Source organism: Arenimonas aestuarii, from assembly GCF_054781715.1.
The window spans coordinates 372,210-388,926 of the sequence record NZ_BAAGTW010000006.1 but is presented as its reverse complement, the minus strand read 5'-3'; the positions used below and the strand labels follow the sequence as shown (position 1 = coordinate 388,926).

The 16,717-nt window shown below is 69.2% G+C and carries 16 protein-coding genes; 7 read left to right on the top strand and 9 right to left on the bottom strand.

The features are described from left to right. Positions 1 to 8: 8 nt before the first annotated feature. The 3 genes from ACYVJH_RS11330 to ACYVJH_RS11320 all read right to left on the bottom strand — a co-directional run bounded on the left by ACYVJH_RS11330 (position 9) and on the right by ACYVJH_RS11320 (position 2,143). Complete coding sequence (locus tag ACYVJH_RS11330) at positions 9 to 224, bottom strand: hypothetical protein (RefSeq protein WP_188663283.1); 216 nt, start codon at positions 222 to 224, stop codon at positions 9 to 11. A gap of 76 nt (positions 225 to 300) precedes the next feature. Beyond that, entirely contained in the window at positions 301 to 1,344 is a 1,044-nt protein-coding gene (locus ACYVJH_RS11325; RefSeq protein WP_460454750.1) for a saccharopine dehydrogenase family protein, read from the bottom strand. A gap of 1 nt (position 1,345) precedes the next feature. Next, positions 1,346 to 2,143 carry an SDR family NAD(P)-dependent oxidoreductase gene (locus ACYVJH_RS11320; protein WP_460454749.1) on the bottom strand — a complete coding sequence of 266 codons (798 nt, stop codon included), beginning with the start codon at positions 2,141 to 2,143 and terminating at the stop codon, positions 1,346 to 1,348. Positions 2,144 to 2,238: 95 nt separating this feature from the next. Between ACYVJH_RS11320 and ACYVJH_RS11315 the strand changes: the two genes are divergently transcribed. Beyond that, on the top strand, positions 2,239 to 3,000 hold the full coding sequence (locus tag ACYVJH_RS11315; RefSeq protein ID WP_460454748.1) for a glucose 1-dehydrogenase: 762 nt from the start codon (positions 2,239 to 2,241) through the stop codon (positions 2,998 to 3,000). Between the two features lie 13 nt (positions 3,001 to 3,013). Next, positions 3,014 to 5,266, top strand: a complete 2,253-nt coding sequence (locus ACYVJH_RS11310) for a S9 family peptidase (RefSeq protein WP_460454870.1) — start codon at positions 3,014 to 3,016, stop codon at positions 5,264 to 5,266. A gap of 9 nt (positions 5,267 to 5,275) precedes the next feature. Here ACYVJH_RS11310 and xth read toward each other — a convergent pair whose 3' ends face one another. Beyond that, complete coding sequence (xth, locus tag ACYVJH_RS11305) at positions 5,276 to 6,067, bottom strand: exodeoxyribonuclease III (RefSeq protein WP_460454747.1); 792 nt, start codon at positions 6,065 to 6,067, stop codon at positions 5,276 to 5,278. Positions 6,068 to 6,179: 112 nt separating this feature from the next. On the opposite strand from xth, the gene ACYVJH_RS11300 reads away from it, so the two are divergent. Beyond that, positions 6,180 to 6,716: a cytochrome b gene (locus ACYVJH_RS11300; protein ID WP_460454746.1), complete on the top strand. Its 537-nt coding sequence runs from the start codon at positions 6,180 to 6,182 to the stop codon at positions 6,714 to 6,716. 16 nt (positions 6,717 to 6,732) lie between these two features. Then, positions 6,733 to 7,746: a low-specificity L-threonine aldolase gene (gene ltaE / locus ACYVJH_RS11295; protein WP_460454745.1), complete on the top strand. Its 1,014-nt coding sequence runs from the start codon at positions 6,733 to 6,735 to the stop codon at positions 7,744 to 7,746. Here the strand turns inward: ltaE and ACYVJH_RS11290 are convergent. Further along, complete coding sequence (locus ACYVJH_RS11290) at positions 7,743 to 9,173, bottom strand: MFS transporter (protein WP_460454744.1); 1,431 nt, start codon at positions 9,171 to 9,173, stop codon at positions 7,743 to 7,745. The genes ltaE and ACYVJH_RS11290 overlap by 4 nt on opposite strands. A 160-nt stretch (positions 9,174 to 9,333) precedes the next feature. On the opposite strand from ACYVJH_RS11290, the gene ACYVJH_RS11285 reads away from it, so the two are divergent. Then, positions 9,334 to 10,293 carry a bifunctional helix-turn-helix transcriptional regulator/GNAT family N-acetyltransferase gene (locus ACYVJH_RS11285; protein ID WP_460454743.1) on the top strand — a complete coding sequence of 320 codons (960 nt, stop codon included), beginning with the start codon at positions 9,334 to 9,336 and terminating at the stop codon, positions 10,291 to 10,293. Between the two features lie 38 nt (positions 10,294 to 10,331). On the opposite strand, the gene ACYVJH_RS11280 is transcribed toward ACYVJH_RS11285, so the two are convergent. Both ACYVJH_RS11280 and ACYVJH_RS11275 read right to left on the bottom strand, forming a co-directional pair. Then, positions 10,332 to 12,377 (bottom strand): M3 family metallopeptidase, encoded by a 2,046-nt coding sequence (locus tag ACYVJH_RS11280; protein ID WP_460454742.1) that lies wholly within the window; start codon positions 12,375 to 12,377, stop codon positions 10,332 to 10,334. A 50-nt stretch (positions 12,378 to 12,427) separates the two neighbouring features. Continuing rightward, the gene (locus ACYVJH_RS11275; RefSeq protein ID WP_460454741.1) at positions 12,428 to 13,846 is read right to left on the bottom strand and encodes a coniferyl aldehyde dehydrogenase; all 1,419 of its coding nucleotides are present in this window, start codon (positions 13,844 to 13,846) and stop codon (positions 12,428 to 12,430) included. Positions 13,847 to 13,884: 38 nt separating this feature from the next. Between ACYVJH_RS11275 and ACYVJH_RS11270 the strand changes: the two genes are divergently transcribed. Together ACYVJH_RS11270 and ACYVJH_RS11265 are read left to right on the top strand one after the other, a co-directional pair. Beyond that, positions 13,885 to 14,412: a gamma carbonic anhydrase family protein gene (locus tag ACYVJH_RS11270; protein ID WP_460454740.1), complete on the top strand. Its 528-nt coding sequence runs from the start codon at positions 13,885 to 13,887 to the stop codon at positions 14,410 to 14,412. After that, the gene (locus tag ACYVJH_RS11265) at positions 14,409 to 14,816 is read left to right on the top strand and encodes a hypothetical protein (protein WP_460454739.1); all 408 of its coding nucleotides are present in this window, start codon (positions 14,409 to 14,411) and stop codon (positions 14,814 to 14,816) included. The genes ACYVJH_RS11270 and ACYVJH_RS11265 overlap by 4 nt, the downstream gene beginning before the upstream one ends. 17 nt (positions 14,817 to 14,833) lie before the next feature. Here the strand turns inward: ACYVJH_RS11265 and aroE are convergent, their stop codons facing one another. Beyond that, the gene (gene aroE / locus ACYVJH_RS11260; RefSeq protein WP_460454738.1) at positions 14,834 to 15,673 is read right to left on the bottom strand and encodes a shikimate dehydrogenase; all 840 of its coding nucleotides are present in this window, start codon (positions 15,671 to 15,673) and stop codon (positions 14,834 to 14,836) included. A 1-nt stretch (position 15,674) separates the two neighbouring features. After that, a complete protein-coding gene (gene hemB / locus ACYVJH_RS11255) occupies positions 15,675 to 16,664 on the bottom strand; it encodes a porphobilinogen synthase (protein ID WP_460454737.1) in 990 nt (329 codons plus the stop codon). Between the last annotated feature and the right edge of the window lie 53 nt (positions 16,665 to 16,717).

Genomic DNA, 16,717 nt, shown 5'->3' with positions numbered 1-16,717 from the left:
TCCTTCGGTTATTTCTTGCTGGCCGCGCCGATCACGACGGCGACGGCACCGACGCCAAGCAGGATCCAGCCGAGGTTGATCGGCGGCGACTTTTCCTTGGTGACGCTGAGCTCGATGGGCCCGAGTTCGGCGGTTTCCTTGCTGTCGTACTTGAACACCCCGGCAGTGATCAGGCCTCCGACGACAAGCAGGATGACGCCGATGATGATGGCGGGCATGCGCATGGTGCACTCCAGAAAGGTACCCGGGACCGGGCACCGCAAGCGTAGTGGCAAGGACCCGTGCTGCCAAGCGCCGCGTTCAGGCCAGGCGAACGCCCGGCAGCGACAGCACGTAGTCGGCACCCATCAGCTGCGAAGGCGTATGGAAGCCCGGCGACGGCGCCGGCTCGACCAGCAGCCGCTGCACGATGCCCAGCGACGCGGTCACGGTGAGTTCGTAGCCATTGGGCGTACGCAGCTGGCGCGCCAGCTCACCGCCCTGGTCGTCGCGCACCTCGCCCCAGACCACGCAGCCGGTCTTGCCGCGGGTGGCGTCGGACGGGCCGCGCACTTTCTTGCCGACCTGGCGCTTGAGCCAGGACTGCACCGGGCCCAGGCCCAGCAGCGGGCCCAGCAGGCGCAGGCGGCGCAGCTTGATGGCCGTGGACGGCGGCACGCCCATGTAGACCTCGACGTCCGGGATGCCGGTGGACAGGTAGGAGGTGTACACGTCGCCCCAGGGAATGGTCATGGCAAAACGCTGTTCGCCGTCACGTTCGAAGGTGCGGGTTTTCCAGGCCAGGGGCACACGCTTGAGTTCACCGCCGATGCGCGCGCGGCCGCCCTTGCCCAGGCCTTCCACGCTGGTCTTGGCCGTGCCGGGGCTGGGTCCGCCGCCGGCTTCGAAGGCCAGCACCAACGACGTGGCCGAAGGCAGGTCGCGCTTGAGCATCGCCGCCAGGCAATCGGTGGGCACCACGTCGAAACCTGCCCCCGGCAGCACCACGATGCCCTTTTGCCGTGCCTCGGCGTCGCGCGAATGGCAGTGCGCGAAAACATCGATCTCCCCGGTGATGTCGAGGTAGTGCGCACCGACTTCCAGGCAGGCGTCGAGCATCGGCGCGCTGGTGGCGGAAAACGGCCCGGCGCAATGCAGCACCAGGCCAATGCCGTTGAGGCCGGTGCGCAGCGCGACGTGATTGTCCAGCGTGAAGGCGCGCACCGGCAGGCCGTGCTGCTGCGCCAGGGGCTCGAGCGCGGCCGCATTGCGGCCCGCGAGCACCGGCCGAAGCCCGCGCCGCACGGCTTCTTCCACCACCATCTTGCCGGTGTAACCGTTGGCGCCGTAGATCATCCAGTCCATGTCATTTCCCAGTGCCCCTGGCCTTGGCCAGCTTCAGGAGCTGATTGAAGTAGGTTTGTGGGAACCAGCGCTTGAGGCGCCAGCGCATCGGCTCGCGTCGCGTCGGCAAAACCAGGAACTCGCCGCGTTCAACCGCCGCGAAACAGCGGTCGGCGACGCCGTCGAGCGTGTCGGGCGAGGTTTCCATCATGCGCCCGGCGAAAGCCTTCAGGCGCTGGTCGCCCTGCCAGCTCTCGAGCAGGTTGGTGCGGAAGAAGGCCGGGCACAGCACGCTGACGCGGATGCCCTTGTCGTGCAGTTCGGCGCGCAGCTGTTCGCTCAGCGCCACCACGGCGGCCTTGGACACACCATAACTCATGATGCTGGGCGCGCCGGCCAGGCCGGCGAAGCTGGCGGTGTTGATCACCTGGCCGCGACCGGCGGCGATCATGCCCGGCAGGAACAGCCGGCAGCCGCGCACCACGCCCATCAGGTTCACGTCCAGCGCATTGCGCCACTCGGCCGGGGTGGTGTCGACCATGGCGCCGCCGGTGGCGATGCCGGCGTTGTTGACCAGCACGTCCAGGCCGCCCCACTCGCCGGCGATGCGTTCGTGCACCTGCTCCATGGCTTCGTCGCTGGCGACGTTGGCGGCCATCGCCAGGTGGCCTTCGCCGTCGAGCGCGGCCCGCGTGAGCTCGGCGCGCGCGGCGTCGAGGTCGACGCAGGCGACCTTGTCGCCGGCCCGTGCGTAACGATGTGCAAGTGCCTGGCCCAGGCCGCTGCCTGCCCCCGTGATCAAGACCCGCCGCTGGCCCATGGTGTTGCTCCTGTGTGCCGGGCCCCGGAGGAGGCCTGTGCTAGATTCCCGAGCATATCAATCCTGCCGTTAACCCCTTGTCCCCGGAGCCTTTCGTGACCGATCCCCTGTTCGACCTGACCGGGAAAACCGCCCTGGTAAGCGGCGCTTCGCGTGGCATCGGCGAGGCCATTGCCCACCTGCTGGCCGCGCACGGCGCGCACGTGATCTGCACCAGCCGCAAGATCGAGGGCTGCGAAGCGGTGGCCGGCGCCATCCGGGACGCCGGGGGGTCGGCCGAGGCCCATGCGGTACACGTTGGCGACACGGCGGCCATCGAAGGCTTGTTCACGACGCTCGACGCCGCTGGCAGGCGCGTGGACATCCTGGTCAACAACGCCGCCGCCAACCCTTATTTCGGCCCGGCCGTCGACATGACGCTGGACGCCTATGAAAAAACCGTGGAAGTGAACCTGCGCGGCTATTTCTGGACCACGGTGCAGGCGGCCCGGCGCATGAAGGGCCACGGCGGGGCCATCGTCAACGTCGCTTCGGTGAACGCCGAACGCGCCGCGCCCGGCCAGCTGGTGTATTCGATGACCAAGGCCGGCATCGTCAACATGACCGAAGGTTTCGCCAAGGAGCTGGCGCCGATGGGCGTGCGCGTGAATGCGGTGCTGCCTGGCCTGACCGACACCAAGTTCGCGTCGGCATTGACCGGCAACCCCAAGATCATGGACATGATGCTGCGCCTGATCCCGCTGGCGCGCATGGCCCAGCCGGGCGAGATCGCGCCGGCCGTGCTGTTCCTCGCCTCCCCTGCCGCGTCCTACCTGACCGGCACCGCGCTGCCGGTCGACGGCGGCTACCTCGCCTGAGACCGACCCGATGATCCGAAGCCTGCTGCTTGCCACCGCCATGACCCTCGCCTCCACCGCCCATGCCGACAAGCTGACGCTCGAAGCCATCACCGGCGACAAGCCGCTGTCCGGCCCCAGCCTGATGAAGCCGGCGATCTCGCCCGACGGCAGCCGCGTCACCTTCCTTCGCGGCAAGGACGAGGACCGCTTCCAGCTCGACCTGTGGGAATACGACATCGCCAGCGGCGAAACCCGCCGGCTGGTGGATTCCAAGGTCGTCCTGCCGGGCGAGGAAACGCTGTCGGACGAGGAAAAGGCGCGGCGCGAGCGCCAGCGCATCGCGGCCTTCAGCGGCATCGTTGATTACCAGTGGGCGCCGTCCTCGCAGGCGCTGCTGTTCCCGCTGGGTGGCGAACTCTACCTCTACGACCTGGGCGACGACGTCGCCGACCCGGTGCGCAGGCTCACCTCCGGCACCGGCTTCGCCACCGACCCGAAGGTGTCGCCTGGCGGCGCCTACGTGGGCTTCGTGCGCGAGCGCAACCTGTGGCTGATCGACCTGGCCACCGGGCGCGAACTGCAGCTCACCGACGACGGCAGCGACACCATCGGCAACGGCGTCGCGGAGTTCGTGGCCGACGAGGAAATGGACCGACACACCGGCTACTGGTTCGCGCCGGACGATTCGGCCGTGGCCTTCACCCGCATCGATGAATCGCCCGTGCCGGTGCAAAAGCGCTACGAGATGTACGCCGACCGGACCGAGGTCGTGCAGCAGCGCTACCCGGCCGCCGGCGATCCGAACGTGCGCATCAGCCTGCACGTGGCCGACCTGGCGACGATGCGCGCCGGCAGGCCCGGCGTCGATCGCCCGGCGACGCTGGCGGTGGCCGACGTCGACCTGGGACCGGAAACCGACATCTACCTGCCGCGCGTGCAGTGGCGCGCGCCTGGCGTGCTGAGCTTCCAGCGGCAGTCGCGCGACCAGCGCACGCTGGAACTGATCCAGACCACGCTGGCGACCGGCAAGCAGGACGTGCTGGTCACCGAAACCAGCGACACCTGGGTGCCGCTGCACAACGGCCTGCGTTTCCTGGCGGACGATCGTTTCCTGTGGATTTCCGAGCGCAGCGGCTTCGAGCACCTGCAGCTGCACGCCGCCGACGGCAGCCTCGAGCGCGTGCTGACCTCCGGCGACTGGGTGGTCGACGCGCTGCTGGGCGTTGACGAGGCGGCTGGCCTGGCCTACGTCGCCGGCACCAGGGACTCGCCGCTCGAGAAAAACGTCTACGCCGTGCCGCTGGCCGGCGGTGAACCGCGTCGGCTCAGCGCCGAACCGGGCATGCACGAGGCCAGCTTCAGCGCCAATGCGGGCGTGTTCGTGGACCTGTGGTCGAACCCGACGACGCCACCGCAGACCCAGCTGTTCAAGGCCGACGGCAGCCTGCTGGCGACCCTGGTCGCCAATGAGCTTTCCGACCCGGCCCATCCGTACGCGCCCTACCGCGCTGCGCACCGGCCGGTCGAGTTCGGCAGCTTCGCCGCGGCCGACGGCAGCGTCCTGCACTACAGCCTGATCAAACCCGCGGACTTCGACCCGGCCCGCAAGTACCCGGTGGTCGTTTACGTCTACGGTGGTCCCGCCGCGCAGACGGTGACGCGGGCGTGGCCCGGGCGCAGCGACCACCTGTTCAACCAGTACCTCGCCCAGAACGGCTACGTCGTGTTCTCGCTGGACAACCGCGGCACGCCGCGGCGCGGCGCAAGGTTCGGCGGCGCGCTGTATGGCCGCCAGGGCACGGTGGAGGTTCAGGACCAGGTGGCCGGCGTCGAGTTCCTGCGCCGGCAGCCGTGGGTGGATCCGGCGCGCATCGGCGTGCATGGCTGGTCCAACGGCGGCTACATGACGCTGATGCTGCTCGCCCAGGCCAGCGGGCACTACGCCTGTGGTGTCTCCGGCGCACCGGTCACCGACTGGGCGCTGTACGACACCCACTACACCGAACGTTACATGGACCATCCGGCCGACAATCCTGACGGTTACCGCGTGTCTTCGGTGTTCACCCACCTCGACGGCCTGCGCTCGAAGCTGCTGCTGGTGCACGGCATGGCCGACGACAACGTGCTGTTCACCAACTCGACCAAGCTGATGTCCGAGCTGCAGAAGCGCGGCACGCCCTTCGAACTGATGACCTATCCGGGCGCCAAGCACGGCCTGCGTGGCGCGGATGCACTGCATCGCTACCGCATGGCCGAGGACTTCTTCGCCCGCTGCCTCCGCTGACCCTGTCGCCTAGGGACCGGCGTTCAGGGTGACCAGGGCCGGGGTGTGGTCGCTCGGGCGTTCCCAGGTGCGCGGCTCGCGGTCGATTTCCGCGCCGGTGCAGTGTTCGCGCAGGGCGTCGGAAACCAGGCACAGGTCGATGCGCAGGCCCAGGTTGCGGCGGAAACCGGCGGCGCGGTAGTCCCACCAGCTGAAGACGCCTTCTTCCTGGTGGTGCAGGCGGAAGCTGTCGTGCAGGCCCAGGTCCATCAGCCGGCGCAGCGCGGCCCGCTCGGCGGCGGAGGTGAGGATGTGTTCCTCGTTCCACACTGCCGGGTCGTGCACGTCGCGCGCGTCCGGGGCGATGTTGAAGTCGCCCATCACCACCATCTTCGGGTGCGTCTCCAGCTCCCTGGCAAGCCAGTCGTGCACGGCGTCCAGCCAGCGCAGCTTGTAGTCATACTTTTCCGTGCCGACGTCCTGGCCGTTGACCACGTAGAGGTTGACGATGCGCAGGTCGCCGACGGTGGCGGCGATGACGCGTTTCTGGTCGTCCGCGAACCCCGGGATGCCCATCACGCAGCTGGATTCGTCAATCGGCCGGCGCGACAGGATGGCCACGCCGTTGTAGGTCTTCTGGCCGCTGAACACGCTGCGGTAACCCAGGCCGGCCAGGGCCGAATCCGGGAAGCGCGGGTCTTCGAGCTTTGTTTCCTGCAGGCCAACGATGTCGGGCTGGCGGAGTTTCAGCCACTCCTCCAGGTGCGGCAGGCGCACGTTGAGTGAGTTGACGTTCCAGCTGGCGATCGTGGTGGTGTCCATGGCGCAAATGCTAACCGTTCGCGCGCCCCGCCGCGAAGCATTGACGGGAATCAAGGCAGGCGGCATCAATCGGCGCACCCTTGGGGCGCACGTTTACGTCCGGAGACCGGCCATGGCTTTCCCGAAATCCCGCTACGCCCCATCGCGACGCGCCCTGCATTGGGGCATTGCCGTGTTGATGGTGCTCGCCTACGTCTTCATCCTGGGTCGCGAGAACTTCGAGCGGGGCAGCGAGGCCCGGCAGGCGATGGTGCAGGCCCATTTCTGGATCGGCCTTGCGATCCTGGCGCTGATGCTGCCGCGGTTGCTGCTGATGTTTTCGCGCCCTGCGCCGCCGGTTTCGCCGCCACTGCCCGCCTGGCAATCGCTGCCGGCCAAGGGCCTGCACCTTCTGCTCTACCTGATGCTGGTGCTGCAGCCCGTGCTTGGGCTGCTGACCGCCTGGACCGACGGCAAGGAACTGCTGCTGCCCTTCACCCAGGTCGTCGTGCCACCCCTGCTTTCGCCCGACGAGGACCTGGCGCATCGACTCGAGGAACTGCACGAACTGGTCGGCACCGCCTTTTACTGGCTGGTTGGCCTGCACGTGGCGGCGGCGCTGTACCATCACTTCATCCGCCGCGACGATACCCTGCGGCGCATGACCTGACCGGAGGCTGGCGAGCATGAAGTGGGTTGACCTGCGCAGCGACACCGTGACCCAGCCCACCCCCGCGATGCGCCAGGCCGGCCTGTCCGCCGCGGTCGGCGACGATGTGATGGGCGATGATCCCAGCGTCAACGCGCTGCAGGACCGGGTCGCCCGGGAGTTGGGCTTCGAAGCGGCGCTGTACGTGCCCAGCGGCACCCAGTCCAACCTGCTGGCGCTGATGGCGCACTGCGAGCGCGGCGACGAATACCTGGTCGGCATGGACGCGCACACCTACAAGTACGAAGGCGGCGGCGCGGCGGTGCTGGGCTCCATCCAGCCACAGCCGATCGTGCACGCGCCCGACGGCACCCTGCCGATCGAGGCCCTGGATGCCGCGGTGAAACCGCTGGGCGACCCGCACTTCGCCCGCACCCGCCTGCTGGCGCTGGAAAACACCTGGCACGGCCGGCCGCTGCCACTGGACTACCTGGCGCAGGCGGGTGGTTTCGCGCGCGAACGCGGGCTGGCCTTTCACCTCGACGGCGCGCGCCTGTACAACGCCGCGGTCGCTTGCGGCGTGCCCGCGGCGCAGATCGCCGGCCATTTCGATTCCGTGTCGGTATGCCTGTCCAAGGGCCTGGGCGCACCGGTGGGTTCGGTGCTGGCCGGCTCGCGGGCCCTGGTGGACAAGGCCAGGCGCTGGCGCAAGGTGCTGGGCGGCGGTTGGCGCCAGGCCGGTCTGATGGCCGCCATGGCAGAACACGCGCTCGATCACCACGTGGCCCGGCTGGCCGACGACCACCGCCGCGCCAGCGAACTCGCCTCGGCGCTGGAATCGATGGGCCTGTCGGTGGACGGGGCGTTTACCAACATCGTGTTCGTCACGGTGCCCGATGGCCGCCAGGCGGCGCTGGCCAGTGCGCTGGAAGCGCGCGGCGTGCGCATCGCCGCGGGCCGCGGGCCACGGATCCGGCTGGTCACGCACCTGGACATCGACGACGCCGGCCTTGAACGCGCCATCACCGGCTTCCGCGAGTTCTTCGCCTAGGTCGCGGAGCGTTGCTCGGCCTTCTGTTCCGACAACTCCTTGCCGACCTCGGCGCGGCCAGCCATCTCGGCACCGGCGTCGTGCGGCAGGCGGAACATCATCCAGGCCGACAGCGCCGAGATGACGCCCACCGTGAGGAAGGCCCAGGCGAAGTTGACCGGGTCGGCGTAGTCATTTCCGGTCAGGCTGCCGGCCACCTGCAGCGCGTAGCCACCGATGGCGACGCCCAGCGCCAGCGAAAACTGCTGCAGCATGCCCGACAGGCTACTGGCCTGGCCCATGCGCGCCGGGTCCACTTCGGCATAGCTGATCGCGTTGAGGCTGGTGAACTGCAGTGAACGGAAACAACCCGAAACCAGCAGCACCGCCATGATCACCCAGTGCGCCGTGTCCGCGCGGAACAGGCCGAAGCCCGCCAGCATCGCCGACGCCAGCAGGGCATTGATCCACAGTACCCGCCGGAAGCCGTAGCGCCGCAGCACCGCGGCCGCCATCGTCTTCATGAAGATCGCGCCCACGGCGGAAACGAAGGTCAGCAGGCCCGACTGCAACGGCGTCAGGCCAAAGCCCAGCTGCAGCATCAGCGGCAGCAGGAATGGCGTGGCGCCGATACCGATGCGGAACAGCATGCCGCCGACCACGCCGGCGCGGAACGTGGGCAGGCGCAGCAGGCCCAGGTCGATCAGCGGGTGGGGATGCCGCCGGGCGTGCCAGACGTAGGCCAGCATCGCGCCCAGCCCCACCACCAGTGATGTCACGGCCACCGGCGTGGTCACCAGGTGCCGGCCGAGCGTCGAGAATCCGAACAGCGCCAGTGCCAGGCCCAGGCCCGACAGCGCGAAGCCGGTCCAGTCCAGCGGCTTCACCGCCTCGCGCAGGTCGGGCACGAAGCGCCAGGCCAGCACCATGCCGACCAGGCCCATCGGGATATTGATCAGGAAGATCCAGCGCCAGTCGCTGTAGGTGGCGATGAAACCACCGATGGGCGGCCCCAGGATCGGCGCCACCAACGCCGGGATGGTCAGCCAGCTCAGGGCCTGCACCAGTTCGTTCTTGGGCACGGTGCGCAGCAGCACCAGGCGCCCGACCGGCACCATCAGCGCGCCGCCCATGCCCTGCAGGAATCGCGCAGCGACCAGCTGTTCCAGGCTGGCGCTGGCCGCGCAGGCCAGCGAGCCGAGCAGGAACACACCGATGGCCAACATGAAGGTGCGTTTGGCGCCGAAGCGGTCGGCCACCCAGCCACTGACCGGGATGAACACGGCCAAGGCCAGCAGATAGGCGGTCAGCGCCAGCTTCAGCGCGATCGGCTCGGTGCCCAGGTCTTCGGCGATGACCGGCAGCGAGGTCGCGATCGCCGTCGAGTCCATGGTTTCGATGAACAGGGTGGTGGCGACGATCAGCGAGAGGCGGCGGCCGGGGTTCACGGGCGGGCCGGCCCGGTGGCAAGGCGCGGGAGCATCCGGGCAGCCTCGCCCATGCGGGACCGGGGCCGCAAGCCGGGAGCGGCGGCCGTGACCCGGGGGACTTGCGCGACGGCTTGCCCGATATTACGTTAGGGCTTACACAACATCTGTCGGAGTTCGTATGAGCTTCCTGTCCGTGCAGGGCACCCTGGCCCTGGCCAGCCGCCTAAAGGTGCTCAGCGAACGCAGCTATGACCTGGTCGACCAGGTCTATCGCGAGCATGGCATCGGCCTGCAGGCCCGCTGGTTCCCGGTGCTGCGGCTGCTCGAGCAGCGTGGCCCGCTCAGCGTCGGGGAAATCGCCCGCGAGATCGGGCTTACCCATTCGGCCATCAGCCAGCTGGCCACCAAGCTGATCAAGGGCGGCTGGCTGCAGCGGGTGCCCGGCGACGGCGACCGTCGCCAGCGCGTGCTGGCCCTGAGCGAACGCTGCGAACAGGAACTGCGCGCCGCCCGGCCCCTGTGGCAGGCGATGCGGGCCAGCGTGGAGCGGCGGATCATGGATACCGGCGTCGACCTGCTCGGCGCGCTGACGCAATACGAAGCCAGCCTGGACGAACAGCCGCTGCCGGCCGACGTGGCGCGGCGCATGAAGCTGCTACAGGCCAATACCGTGCGCATCGAGCCCTTCGTTCCCGGATTGCGCGAGCACTTCTACCGGCTCAACGCCGAATGGCTGGCCCGGTACTTCCAGATCGAACCGATCGACCACGCGGTGATGTCCGAACCTGAAAAACACATCCTCGACCCTGGCGGCAGCATCCTGTTCGCGATGGTCGGGGAGGAGGTGGTCGGCACCTGCGCGCTGATGGTGGACACGCCCGGCGTCTACGAACTGACCAAGATGGCGGTCACGCCCGGCCACCAGGGCCTGGGCATCGGCCGCAAGCTGATGGAGGCCGCCATCGCCGAGTTCCAGCGCCTGGGCGGCACCGAGCTGTTCCTGGAGTCGCAGACCCGGCTGCAGCCCGCGCTGCGGCTCTACGAAAGCGTCGGCTTCGAGCGCCAGCCCGCCAACAAGCCGGGCAGCCACTACCAGCGCGCCGACGTCTACATGATCTGGCGCAGACCCGGCGGTTGAACGGCGCCCCGGCCGCGGATTCGCGCGGGCAAAGGCTTCTAGGCCGCCAGTCCGTAACTGCGCAGCAGGGCATCCGGGTCGGGTTCGCGGCCGCGGAAGGCGACGAAACTTTCCAGGGCCGGGCGCGAGCCACCGACGGCGAGGATTTCGCGGCGGTAGCGGGCACCGGTCTCGGCATCGAAGACGCCGGCCTGCTCGAAGGCCGAAAACGCGTCGGCGCTGAGCACTTCCGCCCACAGGTAGCTGTAATAGCCGGCCGCATACCCGCCGGCGAAGATGTGGGTGAACGCCATCGGGAACCGGTTGAAGGCCGGCGGCCGGATGACCGCGACTTCGTCGCGCACTTCGTCCAGCAGCGCCAGCGTGCGCGGACCGCGCGCCGGGTCGAACTCCAGGTGCATGCGGAAATCGTACAGCGCGAATTCCAGCTGCCGCACCAGGAACAGACCGGCGTGGAAATGCCGGGCCTCGAGCATCTTGGCGTACAGCGCATCGGGCAGGCGCTCGCCGGTCTGGTAGTGCCTGGCGAACATGTCCAGCGCCTCGCGCTGCCAGGCGAAGTTCTCCATGAACTGGCTGGGCAGCTCCACCGCGTCCCATTCCACGCCGCTGATGCCGCCGACGCTGGGCCAGTCGACCTCGGTCAGCAGGTGGTGCAGGCCGTGGCCGAACTCGTGGAACAGCGTGACTACGTCGTCGTGGGTCAGCAGGGCCGGCGTATCGTCGTTGGGCGGCGGGAAGTTGCAGGTGAGGTAGGCCACCGGCTTGTGCGCGCTGATGCCGTCGTTGAGCTTCGCGCGGCACACGTCCATCCAGGCGCCACCGCGTTTGCCGGCGCGGGCGTAGTGGTCGAGGTAAACGCCGGCGCGCACCGTGCCATCCGCATCCACGACGTCGAAGAAGTGAACGTCCTTGTGCCAGGCGTCCACGCCCCGGCGTTCGACCAGGCGCACGCCGAACACGCGTTCGGCGACGGTGAACAGGCCCTGCATCACCGCCGGCACCGGGAAGTAGGGCTTGAGGTCTTCTTCGCTGAATGCAAAACGCGACTCGCGCAGTTTTTCCGAGGCGTAGGCGACGTCCCAGGGCTGGAGGTCGGCGATGCCGAGCTTTTCAGCGGCGAAGGCACGCAGCTCCTGGTACTCGCGCTGCGCCACCGGCCGCGCCTTGGCGGCGAGCTCGCGCAGGAAACCCAGCACGCGTTCGGGCGTGCCGGCCATCTTGTCGTCCAGGGATTCGTGCGCGGCCGAATCGAATCCCAGCAGCTGCGCGGCTTCATGGCGCAGCGCCAGGATCTGGCCGATGCGCTCGCTGTTGTCGTACTGGCCGGCATGCGGGCCCTGGTCGGAGGCGCGGGTGCTGGACGCGGTGTAGATTTCCTCGCGCAGCGCGCGGCTGTCGGCGAAGGTCAGGATGGCCTGCACCACCGGCCCCTTGAGCGTGGCCAGCCAGCCTTCGGCGTCCTTCTCCTTCGCCATCGCCCGCAGCATGTCGCGGGCGGAGGCGGGCAGGCCGGCCAGTTCGGCTTCGGTGACCGGGCGGGTCCAGGCGTCGGTGGCGTCGAGCACGGCCTCTTCGAACGCCGTCTCGAGCTTGCTCAGTTCGTTCTGGATGGCCTTGAAGCGCGAGCGCGCCGGTTCTTCCAGCGCCACGCCGCTGAGCCTGAAGCCGCGCAGGCTGTCTTCGACGAGCGTCTTGCGGGCACGGTCCAGCGTGTCGAAAGCCGGCGATTCGCGCAGCGCCTTCACGGCCGCATAGAGGCCGCGGTGCTGGCCCAGCTCGGTGGAATGTTCGGTCAGCTTTTCCAGCGCCGCGGAATAGGCTTCGCGCAGTTCGGGTGAATCCTTCACGCCGTGCAGGTGCGAGACCGGGGAAAACGTGCGGCCCAGGGTTTCTTCCCAGCGCTCCAGCGGCGCCATCAGCGTCTGGAAGTCGCGCGCCGCCGGGTCGGCGGCCAGGCGTTCGACCTCGGCGCGGAACCCGGCCAGGACCTCGTCGATGGCGGGGTTCACGTGGGCGGGCGTGATGGCGGAGAACGCCGGCAGTTCGGCGTCGGCGAGCAGGGGGTTCGGGGTCTGGGTCATGGCAGTCACATGGTGTCGGGACGGCCGCGATTCAACCCGCGCGGCCGGGATCAGCGGGTAAGGAACTTGACCACGAAGTCGGCCAGCTTGCCGAACGGCGGGTCGAACAGCTTCATGCCGTTCAGGCGCGACTGGTACATCACCGGCATGGGCTTGGTGAAGGTGAGGAAACCCGCCTCCCCGTGGTACTGGCCCATGCCGCTGGGCCCGACGCCGCCCACCGGCAGCGAATGCTGGCCGAACTGCACCAGGGTGTCGTTGACGCAGACACTGCCGGCCACCACGCGGTCGAGCGTGTGACGCAGGCGCTTGCGCTGGTTGTCGAAGGGATAGAAGGCCAGCGGCCGGTCGCGGCCGAGGATGTAGTCGATGGCCGCATCGTGGCTGTCGTAGGACTTCACCGGCAGCAGCGGACCGAAGATTTCCTCCTGCATCACCCGCGCATCGTCCGGCGGGTCGAGCAGAACGGTCGGCGGGATCACTTCGACGCCCGGCGGCGGCGGGTCGCCGTCTGGGCGGTGCTGCACGACGCCAACGCCGCGATCGCGGGCATCGTCGAGCCACTCGCGCAGGCGTTCGGCCTGACCGGGATTGACGATGGCGGTGTAGTCGGGATTGCTGGCCAGGTTCGGGTAACGCCGCCGCACCGAGGCCATGTAGGCCCGCACGAATTCGTCGCGCTGGTCGCGCGGCACCAGCACGTAATCCGGCGCCACGCAGGTCTGGCCACTGTTGAAACACTTGCCCGCCGCGATGCGGTCGGCGGCCTGTTCGATGGGATAGTCCGGCGCCACCAGCGCCGGCGACTTGCCACCCAGTTCCAGCGTCACCGGCACCAGGTTCGGCGCCGCGGCCGCCATCACCGCGCGGCCGACCGTGGTCGAGCCGGTGAACAGCAGGTGGTCGAAGGGCAGCCGGCTGAAAGCCGCGCCGATCGAGGCATCACCCTGCACCACGGCCACGCGTTCGACCGGGAAGACTTCGGCCAGCAGCCGGGACAGCAGCTGCGAGGTCCGCGGCGTGTGCTCGGACGGCTTGAGCATGACGTGGTTGCCGGCGGCGATGGCGTCGGCCAGCGGGATCAGGGCGAGCTGGATCGGATAGTTCCAGGGCGCCACGATGCCGACCACGCCCAGCGGCTGGCGGCGGATCTCGGCCCGCGCCGGCAGGAAGGCCAGGTTGACGCCGCGCCGCTCCGGCCGCATCCAGCGGCGCAGGTGGCGGCGCAGGTGGCTGATCTCGTCCAGCGTCACCATGACGTCGGCGGCCAGGGTCTCGTGGCGGGAACGGCGGCCGAAATCGGCCGACACCGTCTTCACCAGTTCGTCCCGGTGGCGGCGCACGGCCTCGCCGAGCCGCTGGAGGTCGTCCATGCGCTGCCGGTAGCCGGGCACCTGGCGCTGGTGGGCGGCGCGCAGGTGGGCCAGCAGCGGGCGCAGGTCCTGGTCGGGGTGCGGGGCAGTGTCCATGCCGGCAGTTTAACGCCGCCACCCGTTAGAATCCCGGCATGAACCTACGACCCTTCAAGGGCATCCTGCCCACCCTCGGCGCCCGGGCCTACGTGGACCCGGCCGCCACCGTCATCGGCGATGTGCACCTGGGCGAGGACAGCTCGGTCTGGCCCGGCTGCGTGGTGCGCGGCGACGTCAACCACATCCGCATCGGCGCCCGGACCAATATCCAGGACGGCAGCATCATCCACGTCACCCACGAGGGCCCATTCACCCGGCCCGGCGGCTTCCCGACGATCATCGGCGACGACGTCACCATCGGCCATGGCGCCATCGTGCATGCCTGCACCATCGGCAACGCGGTGCTGATCGGCATGGGCGCGACGGTGCTCGACGGCGCCGAGGTGATGGACCATGGCTTCGTCGGCGCCGGCGCCGTAGTGCCGCCGGGCAAGAAGGTGCTCAGCGGCGAGCTCTGGCTTGGCAACCCGGCCAAACCCGTGCGCAAGCTCAGTGACAAGGAAATCGAACAGCTCTACTACAGTGCCAAACACTACGTCCGGCTCAAGGACGAGTACCTGTGAGGGCGCTGGCGCTGGCCGTCTTCCTCGCCCTGCCCGCGGCCGCGGTGGCCGCGGCGGCGACGCCCGTCCCGGTCACGATGCCGGCCGGGGCGTCCCTGTCGAACAAGTGGCGGCTCGAGTTCAGTGGTGCCGCCGAATCGGCGGGTGAGCTGGTGTTCGAAGTCACCGACAAGGGCGGTGCCGCCTTCCGGGTGCGCGTGGTCATCGAGGGCAACGACGGCGAGAACCGCGTCTCGTCCAAGGTGCGCCGGGCGCTCGACAAACAGCTGCCGCGCGGCTGGCGGGTTGAGCGCGACGACGGCGAAGACGTGCTGGTGAAGCGCCGCCTCTACCACCCGCGCTTCCACATCAGGCTGGTCAGCAGCAGCGTCGACGGGGTCCGCATCCGCTTCGACAAGGAGTAAGCGTCGGGGGCGGTGTCTCAGTCCGCGGTCTGCAGCGCGTCCGCGCGGGCGGTGAGCGAGGCGAACACCGGGTCGGTGTCCGGGCGCTTGCCGTGCCAGATCGCGAAACTCTCGGCCGCCTGTTCCACCAGCATGCCAATGCCGTCGAAGGCATGCTCGCAGCCTGCGGCGCGGGCCCAGGCCAGGAAGGACACCGCGGCTTCGCCGTAGCTCAGGTCCACGGCCAGCGTGCGCGAGGTGGTGAGCGAAAACGGCAGTTCGATGCCGCCGCTGCGCCCCGCCGAGGTGGCGTTGACCACCATGTCGAAGGCACCCAGGTTGCCCAGGTCCGACCAGTAGCGGGTATGCACGCGCCCCGGCTCGCCCAGGGCGTCGGCCAGGGCGTCGGCGCGTTCGGCGGTGCGGTTGACCACCCACAGTTCGCCGATGCCGGCATCGAGCAGGGACGGCGACACGCCGCGGGCGGCGCCACCGGCGCCGAGCATCAGCACCCGGCGGCCGCGCAGGTCCAGGCGGCGGCGCTCGGTGAGGTCGTGCACCAGGCCGACACCGTCGGTGTTGTCGCCGTGCCACTGGCCGTTGCGCCGGCTCAGGGTATTGGCGGCCCCGGCACGGCGCGCCCGGTCGCTGGCTTCGGCGCACAGGGCCAGGGCGCGCTCCTTGTGCGGCAGCGTGATGTTGGCGCCCAGGCCACCGCCCGCGGCGAAGGCGGCCAGGGCCTTGGCGAAGTCCTCCGGCGAGGCATCGATAGCGGCGTATTGCATCGCAATACCCAGCTGGGTGCCGAAGGCGGCGTGGATGCGTGGCGACAGCGAGTGCACCACCGGGTGTCCGAACACGGCGTAACGGGCAGTCATGTCAGTCCTCCTTGAGCCAGCGCGCCGCGTCCAGCGCGTAATAGGTGAGTACGCCGTCGGCGCCGGCGCGCTTGAAGCCCAGCAGCGCCTCGAGCACGCAGGCGCGTTCGTCCAGCCAGCCATTCATGGCGGCCGCCTTGAGCATCGCGTATTCGCCGCTCACCTGGTAGGCAAACGTGGGCACGCCGAAGTGGTCCTTCACCCGCCGCACGATGTCCAGGTAGGGCAGGCCCGGCTTGACCATCACCATGTCGGCGCCTTCGTCCAGGTCCAGGCCGACCTCGCGCAGGGCCTCGTCGGAATTGCCCGGGTCCATCTGGTAGGTGGTCTTGTCGCCCTTGCCCAGGGCACCGGCGCTGCCCACGGCGTCGCGGAAGGGGCCGTAGAACGCCGAGGCGTACTTGGCCGAATAGGCCAGGATGCGGGTGTTGACGTGACCGGACTCTTCCAGCGCTTCGCGGATGGCGCCGATGCGGCCGTCCATCATGTCGCTGGGCGACACCACGTCGGCGCCGGCGTCGGCATGCGACAGCGCCTGCTTGACCAGCGCGTCGACGGTGTCGTCGTTGGCCACGTAGCCGTCGGCATCGACCAGGCCGTCCTGGCCGTGCGAGGTGTAGGGGTCGAGCGCGACATCGGTGATGACGCCAAGCTGCGGGAACGCACGCTTGAGCGCGCGGACGGCGCGCTGGACCAGGCCGTCGTCGTCCCAGGCCGCCGCGGCGTCGAGCGACTTGGCTTCGGGCGCGGTCACCGGGAAAAGCACGAGCGCCGGAATCCCCAGCGCCACCGCCTCGCCCGCGACCTCCAGCAGTGCGTCCAGGTCCAGGCGTTCGACGCCAGGCATCGAGGCGACCGGCGCGCGGCCGGCGAGCTCGTGGACGAACACCGGCAGGATCAGGTCGTCGGCAGACAGGCGGTGCTCGCGCACCAGCCGGCGGGAGAAATCATCGCGGCGAAGGCGACGCGGACGCGTGTAGGGAAAGGCCATCGGGCGGGCTCGTCGAGGTCGTTCCGCCCATGATACGCCGCCCGACCTGGCGG